The 15,847-nt window shown below is 65.2% G+C and carries 12 protein-coding genes and 1 pseudogene; 7 read left to right on the forward strand and 6 right to left on the reverse strand.

The window, feature by feature from the left end:
• The first annotated feature begins 5 nt into the window (after positions 1-5).
• Positions 6-467: a hypothetical protein gene (locus ACIPUD_RS34720; protein ID WP_085393893.1), complete on the forward strand. Its 462-nt coding sequence runs from the start codon at positions 6-8 to the stop codon at positions 465-467.
• Between the two features lie 894 nt (positions 468-1,361).
• Here the strand turns inward: ACIPUD_RS34720 and ACIPUD_RS34725 are convergent.
• Complete coding sequence (locus tag ACIPUD_RS34725) at positions 1,362-1,598, reverse strand: DUF1127 domain-containing protein (RefSeq protein ID WP_162496269.1); 237 nt, start codon at positions 1,596-1,598, stop codon at positions 1,362-1,364.
• A gap of 184 nt (positions 1,599-1,782) precedes the next feature.
• Here ACIPUD_RS34725 and ACIPUD_RS34730 point away from each other — a divergent pair, with 184 nt between their 5' ends.
• Complete coding sequence (locus ACIPUD_RS34730; protein ID WP_247563330.1) at positions 1,783-3,126, forward strand: aminotransferase-like domain-containing protein; 1,344 nt, start codon at positions 1,783-1,785, stop codon at positions 3,124-3,126.
• A gap of 18 nt (positions 3,127-3,144) precedes the next feature.
• Here the strand turns inward: ACIPUD_RS34730 and ACIPUD_RS34735 are convergent, their stop codons facing one another.
• Positions 3,145-3,744 (reverse strand): YdcF family protein, encoded by a 600-nt coding sequence (locus ACIPUD_RS34735; protein WP_085383989.1) that lies wholly within the window; start codon positions 3,742-3,744, stop codon positions 3,145-3,147.
• A 76-nt stretch (positions 3,745-3,820) separates the two neighbouring features.
• Positions 3,821-4,408 (reverse strand): hypothetical protein, encoded by a 588-nt coding sequence (locus ACIPUD_RS34740; protein ID WP_446482448.1) that lies wholly within the window; start codon positions 4,406-4,408, stop codon positions 3,821-3,823.
• Positions 4,409-4,487: 79 nt separating this feature from the next.
• On the opposite strand from ACIPUD_RS34740, the gene ACIPUD_RS34745 reads away from it, so the two are divergent.
• Complete coding sequence (locus ACIPUD_RS34745; RefSeq protein WP_377792157.1) at positions 4,488-4,922, forward strand: hypothetical protein; 435 nt, start codon at positions 4,488-4,490, stop codon at positions 4,920-4,922.
• 2 nt (positions 4,923-4,924) lie between these two features.
• Here the strand turns inward: ACIPUD_RS34745 and ACIPUD_RS34750 are convergent.
• From ACIPUD_RS34750 to ACIPUD_RS34760, 3 genes and pseudogenes are all read right to left on the reverse strand, one after another.
• Positions 4,925-7,313, reverse strand: a pseudogene (locus ACIPUD_RS34750) (EAL domain-containing protein).
• A gap of 112 nt (positions 7,314-7,425) precedes the next feature.
• Positions 7,426-8,829 (reverse strand): MFS transporter, encoded by a 1,404-nt coding sequence (locus ACIPUD_RS34755; RefSeq protein WP_446482449.1) that lies wholly within the window; start codon positions 8,827-8,829, stop codon positions 7,426-7,428.
• A 153-nt stretch (positions 8,830-8,982) separates the two neighbouring features.
• Positions 8,983-9,489, reverse strand: a complete 507-nt coding sequence (locus ACIPUD_RS34760; RefSeq protein WP_007612365.1) for a YciE/YciF ferroxidase family protein — start codon at positions 9,487-9,489, stop codon at positions 8,983-8,985.
• Positions 9,490-9,904: 415 nt separating this feature from the next.
• Between ACIPUD_RS34760 and ACIPUD_RS34765 the strand changes: the two genes are divergently transcribed.
• The 4 genes from ACIPUD_RS34765 (at position 9,905) to ACIPUD_RS34780 (ending at position 15,763) form a co-directional block, all read left to right on the forward strand.
• On the forward strand, positions 9,905-10,987 hold the full coding sequence (locus tag ACIPUD_RS34765; protein WP_018457547.1) for a lysylphosphatidylglycerol synthase transmembrane domain-containing protein: 1,083 nt from the start codon (positions 9,905-9,907) through the stop codon (positions 10,985-10,987).
• Between the two features lie 154 nt (positions 10,988-11,141).
• Positions 11,142-13,094 (forward strand): hypothetical protein, encoded by a 1,953-nt coding sequence (locus ACIPUD_RS34770; RefSeq protein WP_446482450.1) that lies wholly within the window; start codon positions 11,142-11,144, stop codon positions 13,092-13,094.
• Positions 13,095-13,393: 299 nt separating this feature from the next.
• Positions 13,394-14,734, forward strand: coding sequence for an MFS transporter (locus ACIPUD_RS34775; RefSeq protein WP_446482451.1), 1,341 nt, complete (start codon positions 13,394-13,396; stop codon positions 14,732-14,734).
• A 123-nt stretch (positions 14,735-14,857) separates the two neighbouring features.
• The gene (locus ACIPUD_RS34780; RefSeq protein WP_446482452.1) at positions 14,858-15,763 is read left to right on the forward strand and encodes a LysR substrate-binding domain-containing protein; all 906 of its coding nucleotides are present in this window, start codon (positions 14,858-14,860) and stop codon (positions 15,761-15,763) included.
• Positions 15,764-15,847: the final 84 nt, after the last annotated feature.

The following is a 15,847-nucleotide window of genomic DNA, read 5'->3' on the forward strand; positions in this document are numbered from 1 at the left end:
ATGTCGTGAAGCAATGGTGGCGGAGATGGACGTACGGGATCCCGCTCGCGATCGGCGATGCTTTATGGGAGGTGCTGGTCGTGCAACTGGCCGCACTGCTGGACAGGCTGACGGTGCGGAAGGTGATCGCCTTCATCCCCGTCGTGATCCTCGTACTGGCTTACTACCACAGGATCCCAATCCCGCCGGAATTGATGCTGGTCGGCGACTTCCTCGCCTATATCGACATCTTCGCGGTGCTGATCCTGCTCGGCGCGCTTAGCCGCGTCACGACGATGCTGTTCGTCCTTAAACAGGCCGCCGCACGTATCGCCAAGTTCGCGGGCAACGTCGCTGCACATTTGCCGCGTCGGGATGTCCGGCATCGGCGCCAACGCGGCGCAGCGACACGACCTCACCGCAAGCCCGAGCGCTCCGAAGACGATCGAGCTCTCGGCGGTGTTTGGGACCAGGCCGCCTTCGCCTGAGCCATATACAAGCTCGTAGCCCGGGTCAGCGAAGCGATACCCGATTCCCGGATATCGCTTCGCTCAGCCGGGCTACAAGCCTTGCATCGCCCGTCGGGCAAAACACCCAAGCTGTCGGTCAACGCGCGCCGCGAAAAATATTCCACTTACCGAAATTCGGAAACGGCGTATGTGTCGCGGCAACCCGGCCCAAGGAAGAGGGGCGTATCGCGATCGTCACGAACGCGGGCCGGACAGCGGCGGACGCTGGGCCACACCGGCGCGAATGGTTTCGCAGGGCGGGCAACCGTGAGCGAAGGCGTCGCGCACACGACCGGTGCTGACAGCGTACGGCAAAACCGTGTCGTCCTGACGCCCGGAGTCTGTGCGTCAAGTCTTGTGGTGATGTGGCGGCCCGACCGGGTTCGCGCATCAGCCATCCTTGAGGCGACGAGGGCAATAGTGCATCGCTCCCCGGGGAGAGCACGGCATAAGCCGTAAAACCGCTGCGCAGGGAAGGCCGGACGTTTTGGCTTCACCTGTATGCCGCTGTGCAGATTTTTTACTGCAACTTCGCACAGTGGACCGCCCGGCGCCCGGTCTTCCCTGCGCCCCTCTTTCATTTGAGGGTGAGGCATCGAGGCAAAGCTCGGGCGAACAAGCCGCGAGAGGGCGAAGGTGTGTCTGCAATGAAAGCGCGAGCTAAAGGAGCGACAGTGCTATCCACAAACGCCGTCATTGCGAGCGCAGCGAAGCAATCCAGGGTCTTTCCGCGGTGGGATTTCTGGATTGCTTCGCTGCGCTCGCAGTGACGATGTTGAAGCAGGCGTGCCCGAAACGCCAGTCTCGTGCCCCCGGACGCAGCGCAGCAGCCTCAGAACGCTGCTGCGCGTCCGGGACAAGGGCGAAAGCGTCCTACAGATACCGCGTCAGCTCTGCTTTAGCCTGACCGTAGACCGCGTCCTCGATCTGGCTGCGCGTGATGCCGATGTCGCGCAAGGCGCGGTCATCGAGGTCGTTCAGCGTCTTGACGGCGGAGCGGCGCTCCAGACTGTCGAACAGCGCATAGGCGCCGTTGGCCAGCTTGCGGAAAAATCCGTTTGACGAGGATGAGCGTAAACTCCGCCCGGCGGTCTGCGAGATCGTGGTCATTGTCCTTCTCCGGCCTGTTGTCCACGCGGCGAAGCGGATGCCGTTGGCGCAAGCGCCTGAGCGCATGCACCTCATTTGCCGTTGGATTGCTCTCGCTCTCCTCGGCTCAATCGTGAAGCTTGATGGAACTTAAATGCTCCAGTACACTACTCGGAGCAAGTGAAACATTGCTCTCGGTGCAATAATGTCCAAGTTCGAGTACGTGAAGCTTGCCGATGCCATTGCCTCGGATATCTCTAACGGCACGTTAAGGCCCGGCGACCGGCTGCCGCCGCAGCGCAATTTTGCCTATGACCGCGGCATCGCGGTCTCGACCGCGAGCCGGGTTTATACGGAGTTGCTCCGCCGCGGCCTCGTCGTCGGCGAAGTCGGCCGTGGCACCTTCATCTCCGGCGACATCAGGCGCGAGGTCGAGGCGCTGAGCGAGCCGCGCGACGCGCGGATCGATTTCGAGGTCAATTACCCGCTGCTGCCGCAGCAATGGGCAATGATCGCCAAAAGCCTTGCGGGCCTCGAGCGTGTCGACGCGCTCGAATCCGCATTGCGCGTCTCCACCAGCACCGGGACCAAGAGCGCGCGCAATGCGGCCGCCGCCTATCTCGCGCGCAAGGATTTTGCGCCGCAGGCCGAACAGATCGTCTTCACCGCGAACGGCAAGCAGTCGCTCGCGGCCGCCCTCGCAGCCCTCGTTCCCACCGGCGGTCGCTGCGGCGTCGAGGCGCTGACCTATCCTTACGTCAAGAGCATCGCCGCGCGGCTCGGCGTGACGCTGGTCCCGATACCGATGGACGAATTTGGCGCGCGCCCCGACGCCATCCAGAAGGCGCATCGCGAGGCGCATCTGTCGGCATTGTATCTCCAGCCCATCATCCAGAACCCGCTCGGCGTCACCATGAACGCCACGCGGCGCGCCGACATCATGCGCGTCGCCGAGAAGCTCGATCTCACCATCATCGAAGACGCCGTCTACGGCTTCCTGGCCGATGACACGCCGCTGGCCGCGCTCGGCCCCGACCGCTGCATCGTGATCGACAGCCTGTCCAAGAAGGTCGCCCCTGGCCTCGCGCTCGGCATCCTGGTCGCGCCGCCTCGATTGCGCGAGAACGTGATGAGCGCGGTCCGCACCGGCGGCTGGATCGCGTCCGGTCATGCGCTGGCATCCGGACAGCGACTGATGGCAGACGGCACCGTCGCCGAGCTGACGCGGTTGAAACGCATCGACGCCGCGCGCCGCCAGCAGACCGCGGCAAGGCTGCTCGCCGGCTACCAGCTCGCCGCGGATCCGCGCTCCTATCATCTCTGGCTCACGCTGCCGGCGCACTGGCGCTCGCAGACCTTCGTCGCCGCGGCAGCCCGGCGCGGCATCGCGCTGACACCGTCCTCGACCTTCGCGATCGCCCATGGCCACGCACCGAACGCAGTGCGGCTCGCCCTCGCTCCGCCTTCGTTCGAGCAGCTCGATTCCGGTCTGCGCACGCTCGTGTCGTTGCTCGGCACCAAGGAAGAGGATTTCGACTCGACGGAGTAGCGCGCGCTTGCCCCAAGCTCAGGCCGCCGGCCATTCCGCGATGAAGCCCCTCGCCTTGTAAGGCTCGATCTTGTCCCATTCATGCAGCATGCGGCGGCAAAATTCGGGATCGGTGTGCCAGAGCGCGCGCGACGTCGCAAAGCTGTCGACCGTGAGCAGCATTTTCTCGACCTCCGGCCAGTGCCGGTGCAGCGTCATCGGATAACGCCGCGCGGTCCAGGTGTTGCCGAGGCAGATCACGCGGCGGACATTGTGCAGCCCGAGCGCCGCGTCGATGATCGGCAGCGAGAGGATCACGTTCTCGCCGGTGTTTAGGGCACGATGCTCCTCGAGGATTCGGTCAGCCGGAATGCCCGCCGCGACCATCGCCGCCTTGATGATCGTGCACTCGGATTGCTCCGAGCCCGCCGTCACGCCGCCGCTGACAATCGACCAGCGAAAATAGCCCTGGCGCCACAGTCGCCCCGCCGTATCGGCCCGCAGCGCCACGTCCTCTCGGGTGCCGAACATGAACAGGAGGTCCGCCGGCTGCAGCGGCGTATCGATGAGGTGGGCGCGGTTGATCTCGGAGATCTCATCCGCCGAAGGCCTCCGCGTGCTGCGATCCAGGGTTGACATGGCAGCACGATGCGACACCGCCGCAACGGCGCGAAGTCACGTTTGATTGCGGCCCATTGCACCAAAGGCAAGGCATTTAGGGCAGCAACGCTCTCGGCAGGCGATCGAAGCTGTAGCTCCGCGGCTGGTTACGCCGGACGAAACCGCCGATCTGCCAGGCGAACAGCGCGGCAAAACCGATGATGAACAGCGCGCCGGCGAATTCGCCGATCGCGAGCGCCCGGACCAGTAGCCCCGTCATCGCCACTGCAAGCACCGCAAGAAAAGCCAGCATTGTCGCGTAGGTCTTGCGGCCAAGGCCCGCGGTCAATTCGGCGCGGCTGCCGGCCTGCGCCATGCGCGCGTGCAGCGCGACGATGAAGTTGCGAAATCCATTGTCCTGCGGCGCCATCAGGGCCGCGGTCTGCCAGCTCGTCGACAGGATCGCGATGCGGCCGCCACTGGCATGGCTGACATCGGCGCGAAAGCGGTGCTGCTGCATCGACACCGGGCGGAACGACAGCCGGATTGCACTGATCTCGTCATAACGCCACAGCGAGCTGCGGCCGCCGATGTGCCAGGACAGCCCCTCCTCCGTCAGTTCGAAGCGATGCGCCGAGCCGATCAGCGATGCCTTGTAGGCATAGCTCGCGCCCGCAGCCATCTCAGCTCCCGAATCCCGCATCTTCACAATCGATCCTATCCGGGCGATCCACTCTGCGATCCGCTTGCGTGAGCGCCCTGCCCCATCCTACAAGCGAGACATGGCTGAGACGATTTTTTTTCCGCGCCGCCTGATTCTCGGCGCCGCCGTGATCTCCGGCGTGCTGCTCGCGCTTGCCGTGCACATGCTGGGCGCGCGCTACGGGCTCGATCTCGGCGGTCTCTGGCACTCGGACACGCAGGAGTTCATACCGGCGGGCGCGGCGATCGCCTGGTGGCTGATCGCCTCCGTCGGCTTCTCCGGCGGCTATTTCACGGCGACATTGATGCAGAGCGCCGTCTCGGGCCAGATCCCGCAACGGATGCGACAATTCCTGATCGCGGTCGGCGTGCTGCTGCTTGCGGGTGCTGGCCAGGTGGCCTCGGCGCCGAGCCCGGTGCCGACGGTCTCGGGCGTGCTGGCCGGAATTGCCGCGCTGGGCCTCGGTGCTGTGATGGCGTTCTGCGGCGCGCATTTCGCACTGCGCCGCGGCTAACCTCAGGCGGTTGCGCGCAACGGCGGTCGGTCCAGCATGATCGCGACATCGGAAGCCGGCCGCGGCTTGCTGAACAGATAGCCCTGCGCCTGGGTGCAGCCTTCGCGCCGGAGCAGCTCGAGTTGCCCGTCGTTCTCGACCCCCTCTGCCGTGGTGACGATGCCGAGGCTGCGGCCGAGGCCAGTCACGGCACGGATGATCGCCATGGAATCCTCGCGCGTCGCGAGTTCCGACACGAAGGAGCGGTCGATCTTGATCTTGTCGAACGGGAAGCTGCGCAGATAACTCAGGGACGAATAGCCGGTGCCGAAATCGTCGAGCGAGATGCGCACGCCCATTGCGCGCAGCTCGTGCAGGGTGGTCAGCGTCGCCTCACTGTTCTGCAGCAGCACGGATTCGGTGATCTCGAGTTCGAGGCGGCGCGCGTCGAGGCCCGACAACGCCAACGCCTCGGTCACGGATGCGATCAGATTTGGGTTCCTGAACTGCACGGGCGACAGGTTGACCGCGACGTCGACATCGTCAGGCCAGGTCGCGGCGTCGGTGCAGGCGGAGCGTAGCACGAAATCGCCGAGCTGGATGATGAGGCCGGTCTCCTCGGCCAATGGAATGAAGCTGAGGGGCGCGATCAGGCCGCGCTGCGGATGATTCCAGCGCAGCAGCGCCTCGAACGCGACGACGCGACCGCTGGCGACGTCGCGGATCGGCTGGTAGTACGGCTGGAACTCGTCACGTTGCAGCGCCGCGCGCATATCCATCTCCAGCAGACGCCGTGCTTGTGCGCGCGCATCCATGCCGGTCTCGAAGAAGCGATAGGTCCCGCGACCATCCGCCTTGGCGCGGTACAGCGCGAGGTCGGCGTTCTTCAGCAGTTCATCGGGATTGTCGCCGTCCTGCGGGGACAGCGAGATGCCGATGGAGACACCGATGATGATCTGATGGTCGTCGATCTCGTAAGGCGCCGAGATCACCTCGACCAGGCGGCCGGCAAGGGACCTTGCCGCGGCTTCCTCGGAACGTCCGATCTGGACCACGGCGAATTCGTCGCCACCGAGCCGCGCCACGGTGTCGCTCTCGCCGACGGTGACCTTCAGCCTGCGCCCGACCTCCTTGAGCAGCGCAGTGGCCGAGCGAGTCGTTGATGTCCTTGAAGTGATCGAGATCGAGACAAAGCACGGCGAGCTGGTCGCCCGATCCGGTCCGGCGCAGTCCCTGCACGAGCTGCTCGTGGAACAGCACGCGGTTCGGCAAACTGGTCAGCGCGTCATGGCGGGCCATGTGCGAGATCTTGGCCTGGGCCGCCAGCCATTCGGTGATATCCTCGAAGGTCGCGACCCAGCCGCCACCCTGCATCGGCTGGTTGACGACCCGGATGGAGCGGCCGAACCTGGTCACGATGTCGGTCGTGGTGCGGCTCTCGCGCGCGTCGGCGACGAGGCGCGCGAAGAATTCGCCGGCATCGCCCTGCCACTGACCCTTCGCCTGCTCCTCCCGCAGCACGTCGACCAGCAGTCGGCCGGTGAGCAGGATGTCGGTGCGGCCAAGCATCGCAGCATAACGCTCGTTGAACAGGATGATCTTGCCGTCCGCATCGAACATGCACAGTCCCTGCGACATGTTCTCGAGCGCGGTATCCAGCACGACCTGCTGGCGGCCCAGTTCGCCCTTGGCGCGGCGATCGAGCAGCGCGGCCACCAGCGCAATCGCGATGATCGCAACTGCGGCACCCGCGGTAACAAAGGACAATGAGGCCGGCGGGATCGATAACCCGCTGATCGCGAGCGTCGGATCCGGCGTCAGAACGACAGCGCCCATTGCGGTGAAATGATGTGCGACGATGGCGACCGTCAGCAGTGTGCTTGCGGTCAGCGCGTGGAAGAGGTCGTCGCGCCGCGCAGCGACGAACAGCGCGAGCGCCGCGAAAACAATTCCGAACAGTACCGAGGCGGCAACCGTGCTCCCGATCCAGTCGACCCGTGCCGGCATCTCCAGGGCCGCCATTCCGGTATAATGCATCGTCGCGACCCCGGTGCCGACGATGGCGCCGCCGAGCACGATCCACGGCGCGCGCGCGGAAGATGCTGCGAGACTCAGCCCCACAAAGGTTACGGAGATCGCGAAGATCAGCGAAAGGATCGTCACCGGGATGTTGTAGGCGCCGGCGCCGCCAGGCCCGTAGGCGAGCATCGCGATGAAATGCGTCGCCCATATGCCGCATCCGCTGACGGCCGCATCCAAGGCGAGCCAGGCCAGGCGCCCCGGGCCGTGCGTCGCACGTGCCCGGTGAAACAGGCTGATCGCCGCCGCGCTTGCGAGCAGGCACACCGCGCCGCCAAGCGCGACGAGCCGCCAGTCGTGCTCCTCGGTGAGACAGTAGAGAACTTGATACATTGCGGGCCCCTATCGACCCGCACTTGAACCGACAGAGATGGACAGTCGGTAACCGGCTACGCGCCTGTTTCGGGGATGGTGAACGGAAGCTGTGTTCATTCGCTCGGATTGTTCATCCGCGCGAAGGCGCGCCGAGGCCGATCACGGCGGCGGCGAGCACGAGGACGATGGCCGATACCACCAGCGATGCGTGAAGGCCGGTCATGAACGCGCCTTCCGAGGCCAGCAGCGAACCGAACAGCGCAACGCCGAGCACGCTGCCTGTCTGCCGCGTCGCGTTCAGGACGCCCGCCGCGATGCCGGAGCGTGCCTTCTCGACGCTGCCCAGCAAGGTCGAGGTCAGCGGCGGCACCAGCAGCCCAAGTCCGCTGCTGATCGCGATCATCTGCGCAAAGATCGCCCAATAGCTCGTGCCGGCCTCGATCCAGAGCAGGCCGAGACAGCCGAGCGCCGAGACGCAGGCGCCGACGACGATGGTCGGGCACGACCCGATGCGCTCGGCGAGACGCGGCGCCAGCAGATTGACCGGCAGCACCACCGCCATCATCGGTACGAAGGCGAGACCGGTCCACCACGCCGACAGGCCGTTGATCCTCTGGAAGTAAAGACTGAGCACGAAGATCAGCCCGTAGATCGCGACATTCACGAGCAGGCCGACGAGCGCGGTCAGGCTGAACAGCCGGTGATCGAACAGGGACAGGGGCAGCATCGGCTGCGTCGCGCGGCTCTCGCGCCAGACGAACAGCACGGCCAGGAGAGCGGCTGAAGCGAACGCCGCGAGCACAGCCGGATGCTGCCAGCCAAGCGCGCCCCCCTCGATGATCGCGCCGGCGAGCGCCCCCAGCGCACCAATTGCCGCGAGCTGGCCGGGCAGATCGATCTCGCGTGAGGGCGCGCGCGTGGTCTCGGTCGCATAGCGCCAACTCAGCCAAAGGCCGATGAGGCCGATCGGAAGGTTGACGAGAAAGATCGCGCGCCAGCCGACCAGCGTGATCAGCGCGCCGCCGACGAAGGGGCCCGCGGTAAGCGCGAGGCTCGCACCGGCGGCCCAGATCGCGACGGCGCCGCCGCGCTCGCGGTCGTCCGGATAGGCATGATTGAGCAGGGCAAGAGAATTCGGCACCAGGATCGCCGCCGCCAGGCCCTGGACCAGCCGCGCCCCAATCAGCACGGTCGCATTGGGCGACAACGCACAGGCGAGCGAGGCCACGGTGAAGATTGCGAAGCCCGCCATGAAGACGCGCTTGGCGCCGATGCGGTCGCCGAGCGCGCCGGCCGTCAGGATGAAGGCGGCAAACGCAATGGTGTAGGCGCTGACAACCCATTGCAGCTCAGCGACGCCGCCGCCGAGCGTCCTGCCCATCGCGTCGAGCGCCGTGTTGACGATGGTGACGTCAAGTTGCACCACGCCATAACCAAGGCTCATCGCGGCAAGGGTGAGGGACGTTGCAAGCCGGGAGCCGGAATGCGGCACGCCGGCTTCGAAGGCTTCGTATCTTGCGGTGCTTACTCGCATGCTGCCATCTCGGTTGCAGCCCCATGCGAACGATACGCTTCCAGCCCCTCGTCATGTTACGACAAGGATCGAATGATGGATGCGTGACGGATGCGTCATGTTCGAGCGTCGCGCGGATGGCCGCGCGACGCTCTATTCTGGCTACGCCTGGCCTCAGCTCGCAGCGCGCAGATTCACCTTGCTCTCGGCGATCGTGGTCAGCTTCTTGTCGGTGGCCTTCTCCTCCTCGAGCGTCTTGGCGAGCACGCTGGCGCAGTCGTTGCGGCCGAGTTGCTTGGCCCAGGCGATCAGGCTGCCGTAGCGGACGATCTCGTAATGCTCCGCCGCCTGTGCCGCGTTGATCAGCGCGGCGTCGAGCACCGCCTTGTCGGCGACTTCGCCGGCGGTCTCGTCGGCTTCCTCGATGATGCCGTCGATCGCGGGGCAATCAACCGCCTTCACCTGCGCACCGTGCATCTTGAACACTTCCTCGAGGCGCTTGACGTGCTCCCTGGTTTCTTCGAGGTGCGTCAAAAAGCCCTGCTTCAGCTGCGGATCGGTCGCCTTATCCGCCATTTTCGGCAGAGCCTTGGTGAGCTGCTGCTCGGCGTAATAGATGTCCTGGAGCTGATGCACGAACAGGTCGTTCATGGTCTTGATGTCTTTTGTGAACAATCCCATCGGTCCGATCCTCTCGGGTTGTGGGAACACGGAGGCACCGGCTTGCAGGAGAAGCCGGTTATTCCGCCATGTTCGATTGCTGATGGGGCACTAACCAGCGCACGGCATCGTCGTTCCAAAAAAGCGCGCATCCTTTGCGCAGGAACAATGCCGGCCATGCAGGGTCTGAGACTATGTCACGGACGGACGCGACCGATCCCACGACTCATATGCTTAACGCGCGTCCGATGTGAACCGCGTATGACAAAGTAGCTGGTCGAGGCAGAACCTATCGTTGTCAAGGGCTGCACAAGTCACTGTTTTTGCCTTAAATGAGCTACATCATGCCTAGCGATCCAAGCCCACATCGGGCACTGATCGCATCCGACCGGCCAATGTCTGGCCTGGTCGGTCTTGCCCCCCGCCGGGAGGATGAATGCACGGACTGCTGACCGCGCTGAAGCGCGGCTTCAAGAGATGGATCGGCTGGCGGCGACTCGGCGTTGCGGCGAGCGTCTTCATCATCGCGTTCGCGATCACCACGCTGGTACGGACGCTCAAGGGCATCGACACCGGGGTCATCCTGACCGCGTTGACCGAGATCCCCCGCGGCAATATCGGGCTGGCGGCGATCTGCGTATGCTTCGCGTTCTGTACGCTGACCTTCTACGACTTTTTTGCACTGCGAACGATCGGCAAGAAGCACGTGCCTTATCGCATCGCAGCGCTCTCCAGCTTCACGTCCTATTCGATCGGCCACAACATCGGCGCCACCGTCTTCACCGGCGGCGCGATCCGCTTCCGGATCTATTCGGATTACGGGCTGAATGCGATCGACGTCGCAAAAATCTGCTTCCTGTCGGGCCTGACCTTCTGGCTCGGTAACATCTTCGTGCTCTCGATCGGCATGGCCATCCATCCGGATGCCGCCTCCTACATGGATCAGCTGCCGTCGTCGATCAACCGGCTGATTGCGATCGGCGGCCTCGCCTCGATCGGCGCCTATCTGGTCTGGCTGTGCATGGGCGAGAAGCGCCGCGAGCTTGGCCAGAAAGGCTGGAAGGTGGTGCTGCCGTCAGCGCCGCTGACGCTGGTGCAGATCCTGATCGGCGTCGTCGATCTCGGATTTTGCGCGCTGGCGATGTACCTTCTGGTGCCGGCCACTCCGCAGATCGACTTCCTGTCGCTCTCCGTGGTGTTCATTTTGGCGACATTGCTCGGCTTCGCCAGCCACGCCCCCGGCTCGCTCGGCGTGTTCGACGCCGCCATGCTGGTGGCGCTGCCCGAATTCGGCCGCGAGCAGCTTCTGGCCACGCTCCTCGTCTTCCGCATCCTCTATTTCGTGATCCCGTTCGGTCTTGCCATCTCCATCATGGGCGCACGCGAGCTCTGGATGAATGTGGTGGAGCCCTGGCAGGAGCGCCGACGGCTGGCGGAGGCCTGCGCGCAGGCCAACCTGCCCAAGCAGGTGGCAGCGATGGAGCGCGAGCGGTCGCTGCGGCAGGCCAGCAAACGCTGAGCGTGATCCGGAAAAGTGCGAAGCGCTTTTCCGGAAAGATCATGCTCCCACGATAGTCCGCTAGACGCCGACTGGCAAAACCGTCAGACCAATGTTGCAGGCGGAGGGCAGCTCTCTTATTTCCGCCTCAACTTTGCCGTTGAAGACGCGGGCCATGATCCCTTTCTTCCATCGCCGTTTCCTCGCCGGTGCCCTGCTGCTCGCCGGGCTCCTCACCGCCTTCCCGCTGGAGCGGGCGGCCGCGCAGGACGCGGGCGCCATGCAGATCAGCTGGGAGGTGCGCAACCGCTTCCGGCTGTTCCGTGAGGAGCGCGACTTCCTGCTTCATGTCGAGAATGCGCGTAACCGCAGCATCCTCGCCGCCGAGCAATCGCTGGAGCTCCAGAGCGAGGGCCGCGGCTGGGCCCGCAACATGGTCAACCGGCTCTGCATCGACCTCCAGGGCCGGGTCAACCAGCCCTGCACCCGCGACAACACGAAGGAAAACTACCTCACCCCGATCGACCATCCCGTCACCGTGCGCCTCGCCGGCCCGGTGCCGGTCGGCGCCACCTGCGCCTGGTCGTTCGACGACGGCGACGGACCGCAGCAATCCACCTTCGACTGCGCCGAGCCGATCAATCTGCGGGTCCGCTACGGCAAGCAGACGGTCGCGAGCGTCGATGTCTCCTCCGGCTCCGATCCGACCCAGCGGGTCCAGACCGAGATCCAGGTCCGCGACATCTTCGTCGCTGGCCTCGGAGACAGCATCGCCTCGGGCGAAGGCAATCCGGACCGGCCGCTGGCGCTGTCGGACGAAGGTTTTTGCTTCCGCTCCTATCTCGGCACCGCCGGCGCGCAGTATTACCGGCCGAGCCGAGCCGGCTTCAAGGGCGGCCGCGCCTGCGAAGCGCCGGATACGCTTGCCAACTGGCAGCGCTACAGCGCCCTCTGGTTCAACTCGCCTTGCCACCGATCGCTCTACAGCTACCAGGCCCGCACCGCGCTGGCGCTTGCGGTACGCTACACCCACGTCGCGGTGACCTTTCTGCCGCTCGCCTGCACCGGCGCCAGCATCAGCGACGGGCTGCTCGGCTCGCAACGCGCCCGCGAATGCCCGCCCGGCAAGACCGGCGTCTGCAACATCAGCGTGAACTCGCAGGTCGCCGAGCTGCGCGAGGCGCTGACCGCCGCCAGGAAACGCCAGCCCGAGCGCACGCTCGACCTCGTGCTGCTCTCGGTCGGCGCCAACGACGTCTATTTCTCCGGCCTCGTTGCCGACGTGATCGTCGAGACCGCAACCGAGCGCGCGATATTCCGCCGCTCCGGCGTGATGGCGAGCGTCGATGATTCCCGCGATGCGCTGGCGCGCGAACTGCCGCAGAATTTCGTCAAGCTGCGCGAGGCGCTGAAGCCGCTGGTCGGCGGCGACCTCTCGCATGTGGTCTACGTCTCCTATGCCAACCCGGCGCTCGCCGATGGCGGCGTGCCCTGCCGCGGCGGCCGCGCCGGCTTCGACATCCATCCGTCCTTCAACGCCGATCCGCAGCGCCTCGCCCGCGTCTCGACTTTCGTCGACACCGAATTCCTGCCGCAACTCAAGGGGCTCGCCACCTGCACCCGTGGCGCGCTGTGCCGCGATCCCGAGGCCGACCGCATGACCTTCGTGGATTCGCATCAGGCGGCGTTCGCCGATCACGGCTTCTGCGCGCATTCGGGCAACGATCCCGAATTCGACCGCACCTGCTTTGCCGAGAACGGCCAGAGCTTCAATCCTGATATCGTGAGTGCGGCGAGCCAGCCGATGCTGTGCGGCCGCGGCGCCTCCGAATTCCGCGCCTATTTGCCGCGCGCGCGGTGGATCCGCGACGCCAACGACAGCTATTTCGCCGCGATGACCTATCCGCAAGGCTTGCCGGCGGCGAGCCAGCCGACCGACATCCACGACGCAACCTGGGGCGTGCTCTCCGCCGTCTATGGCGGCGCCGTGCATCCGAGCGCCGAAGGCCACGCCGCGATGGCGGACGCGGCACTGCCGGCGGCAAGCGCCGTGCTGGGTCTGGATGCGGCACCGCCGGGCGTGACACGCGGGCTGCTCGCGCCGCTGCTGCCGGGCGCGCGGCAGTAGACGCGCGCAGCCTCTACCCGCACACTGTCATCGCCCGCGCAGGCGGGCGATCCAGTACTCCGTGACAGACGTGATTGAATCGAGACGTCGCGGCGTACTGGATTCCCCGCCTTCGCGGGGAATGACAACGGCGTGCGTGGTGCGATCGGGTTCGCCATCACCTCAGTCGTTCCTCCCACCTGCCGTTCCATCAATCCAAAAGCAGCATCGATCGATACTGCCTTGAACTTGGACACTTTGCCGCGCGCGCCTCTAGGAGTCGCAGTGGGGAAACGTTTCGAGTTCTAAGGAGGCGCGCAATGAGCGCAGTGATGTCCGCAGCGGATGTGAGAAGGTCTCGCGTCAGGCTGTTCATCGTGACCATGTTGTTCCTGGTCACGACCGTCAATTATGCCGACCGCGCCACGTTGTCGATCGCGGGCCCCGCGCTCTCCAAGGAGCTGCATCTCGATCCCGTGGCGATGGGCTACATCTTCTCCGCGTTCGGATGGTCCTATGTGATCGCGCAGGTGCCGGGCGGCTGGCTGCTCGACCGCTACGGCTCCCGGCTCGTCTATGCCTTCAGCATCATCGTCTGGTCGCTGTTCACGACGATGCAGGGCTGGGTCGGCTTCTTCAGCGCCGGCACCGCGATCACCGTGCTGTTCGGCCTGCGCTTCCTGGTCGGCATCGCCGAAGCGCCGTCTTTCCCGGCCAATGCCCGCATCGTCGCGGCCTGGTTTCCGAGCAACGAGCGAGGGACCGCGTCCGCGTTCTTCAATTCAGGGCAATATTTCGCAACCGTCATCTTCGCGCCGCTGATGGGCTGGATCGCGCACGACTACGGCTGGCGCTATGTGTTCTTCGTGATGGGCGCGCTCGGAATCATCATGGGCCTGGTCTGGATCAAGACCGTCTACGGGCCGAAAGAGCACCCCGGCGTCAACGAGGCCGAATTCGATTACATCAAGGCCGGTGGTGCGCTGGTCGACCTCGACGCTCCCAAGGAAGAGCGCGCGCCCGAGGCCGGCTCCGGATGGGACCATATCCGCCAGCTGCTTTCCAACCGCATGATGCTCGGCGTCTATCTCGGCCAGTACTGCATCAACACGCTGACCTATTTCTTCCTGACCTGGTTCCCGGTCTACCTCGTCAAGGAGCGCGGCCTGTCGATCCTGCAAGCCGGCTTCGTCGCGACCTTGCCGGCGCTGTGCGGCTTCATCGGCGGCGTGCTCGGCGGCGTCATCTCCGACGCGATCCTGCGCAAGACCGGCTCGTTGACGATGGCGCGCAAGATCCCGATCGTCGGCGGCATGCTGCTTTCGATGTCGATCATCGCCTGCAACTATGTCGACGCCCAAGCGCTGGTGGTCGGCTTCATGGCGCTCGCCTTCTTCGGCAAGGGCATCGGCGCGCTCGGCTGGGCTGTCGTCTCCGACACCTCGCCGAAGGAAGCCGGCGGCGTCTCGGGCGGCCTGTTCAACACCTTCGGCAATCTCTCCTCGATCAGCACTCCGATCGTGATCGGTTACATCCTGGCCGCGACCGGCTCCTTCAACGGGGCGCTGATATTCGTCGGCGCCAATGCGCTGGTGGCCGCGTTCGCCTATCTCGTGGTCGTCGGCAAGATCGAGCGCGTGGTGCTCAAACGTTCCTCCTGAGGGCTCCCCATGGGAGCTTGACCAGGCAACTTAACGGCGGCTTCACGGCCGCCGTCTTTGTTTTGGGAGTAATCGATGCTAGAAGCGCCGGGGAAACGCCTTATCCATCTAAGGCATGTATCGATGTTCGACCTCAACCAGCTCCGCTGTTTCGTCACGGTGGCGGAGGAATTGCATTTCGGCCGGGCCGCCGCGCGGCTGAACATGACCCAGCCGCCGCTGTCCCGGCAGATCCAGGTGCTCGAGCACATCATCGATGCGCCGCTGCTGGAGCGTACCAGCCGCTCGGTGCGCCTGACGCCTGCCGGGCGCAGCTTCCTGCCGGAAGCGCGGCGCATCCTGAAGCTTGCGGAAAGCGCCTCGCAGGTCGCCCGCCGTATCGCGCTCGGCAAGTCCGGCTCGCTGAAGATCGGCTTCACCGCGGCCGCAGCCTACGGCTTCCTCCCGGAGCTCGTTGCCGCCTGCCGCGCCAAGCTGCCCGAGGTGGACTTCTCGCTGAAGGAGATGGTGTCGGGCGACCAGTTCGAGGCGTTGACCTCGGGCCAGATCGATGCCGGCCTGCTCAGGCCGCCGATCGCGCGCCCCGAAATCGCCAGCCGCCGCGTCGTCGCCGAGCCCCTGCTCGCCGCGATCCCGAAAAAGCATCCTCTGGCGAATGCCGAGACCGTCACGATCAAGGATTTCGACAACCAGCCCTTCGTGATGTATTCGCCCTATGAGAGCCGTTACTTTCACGACGTGCTGGTGGCGCTGTTCACCCGCGCCGACATCCTGCCGCGCTATGTGCAGCACCTGAGCCAGATCCACTCCATCCTCGCCATGGTGCGCGCCGGCCTCGGCCTCGCCATCGTGCCGGCGGCGGCCGCGAGCCTGAAGATCGCGGACGTCCGCCTGCGGCCGCTGAAGCTGCGCACCCGCGTCCCGGTCGAGTTGTTCATGGTCTGGCGCCGCGACGACGAGAATCCGCTGCTCTCGGCGCTCGTCAAAATCGCGAGCGAATTGTCCTCGGCGGAGGTGATGGAAGATTGATGCTGATTTCGCATTGGTCGATATAGGCTTTGGCTTGGACCCGCATCGAACGGTCTCCTAAACCACGGCGCATGGACGCGCAGC

Source organism: Bradyrhizobium sp. CAR08, from assembly GCF_052871955.1.

Excerpts from the sequence above, each read along its gene's own strand:
- ACIPUD_RS34740 (WP_446482448.1), bottom strand. The coding sequence starts at position 4,408 with ATGCGGGATTCGGGAGCTGAGATGGCTGCGGGCGCGAGCTATGCCTAC.
- ACIPUD_RS34755 (WP_446482449.1), bottom strand. The coding sequence starts at position 8,829 with ATGCGAGTAAGCACCGCAAGATACGAAGCCTTCGAAGCCGGCGTGCCG.
- ACIPUD_RS34735 (WP_085383989.1), bottom strand. The coding sequence starts at position 3,744 with ATGTCAACCCTGGATCGCAGCACGCGGAGGCCTTCGGCGGATGAGATC.
- ACIPUD_RS34765 (WP_018457547.1), top strand. The coding sequence starts at position 9,905 with ATGCACGGACTGCTGACCGCGCTGAAGCGCGGCTTCAAGAGATGGATC.
- ACIPUD_RS34760 (WP_007612365.1), bottom strand. The coding sequence starts at position 9,489 with ATGGGATTGTTCACAAAAGACATCAAGACCATGAACGACCTGTTCGTG.
- ACIPUD_RS34745 (WP_377792157.1), top strand. The coding sequence starts at position 4,488 with ATGGCTGAGACGATTTTTTTTCCGCGCCGCCTGATTCTCGGCGCCGCC.
- ACIPUD_RS34725 (WP_162496269.1), bottom strand. The coding sequence starts at position 1,598 with ATGACCACGATCTCGCAGACCGCCGGGCGGAGTTTACGCTCATCCTCG.
- ACIPUD_RS34780 (WP_446482452.1), top strand. The coding sequence starts at position 14,858 with ATGTTCGACCTCAACCAGCTCCGCTGTTTCGTCACGGTGGCGGAGGAA.
- ACIPUD_RS34775 (WP_446482451.1), top strand. The coding sequence starts at position 13,394 with ATGAGCGCAGTGATGTCCGCAGCGGATGTGAGAAGGTCTCGCGTCAGG.
- ACIPUD_RS34770 (WP_446482450.1), top strand. The coding sequence starts at position 11,142 with ATGATCCCTTTCTTCCATCGCCGTTTCCTCGCCGGTGCCCTGCTGCTC.
- ACIPUD_RS34730 (WP_247563330.1), top strand. The coding sequence starts at position 1,783 with ATGTCCAAGTTCGAGTACGTGAAGCTTGCCGATGCCATTGCCTCGGAT.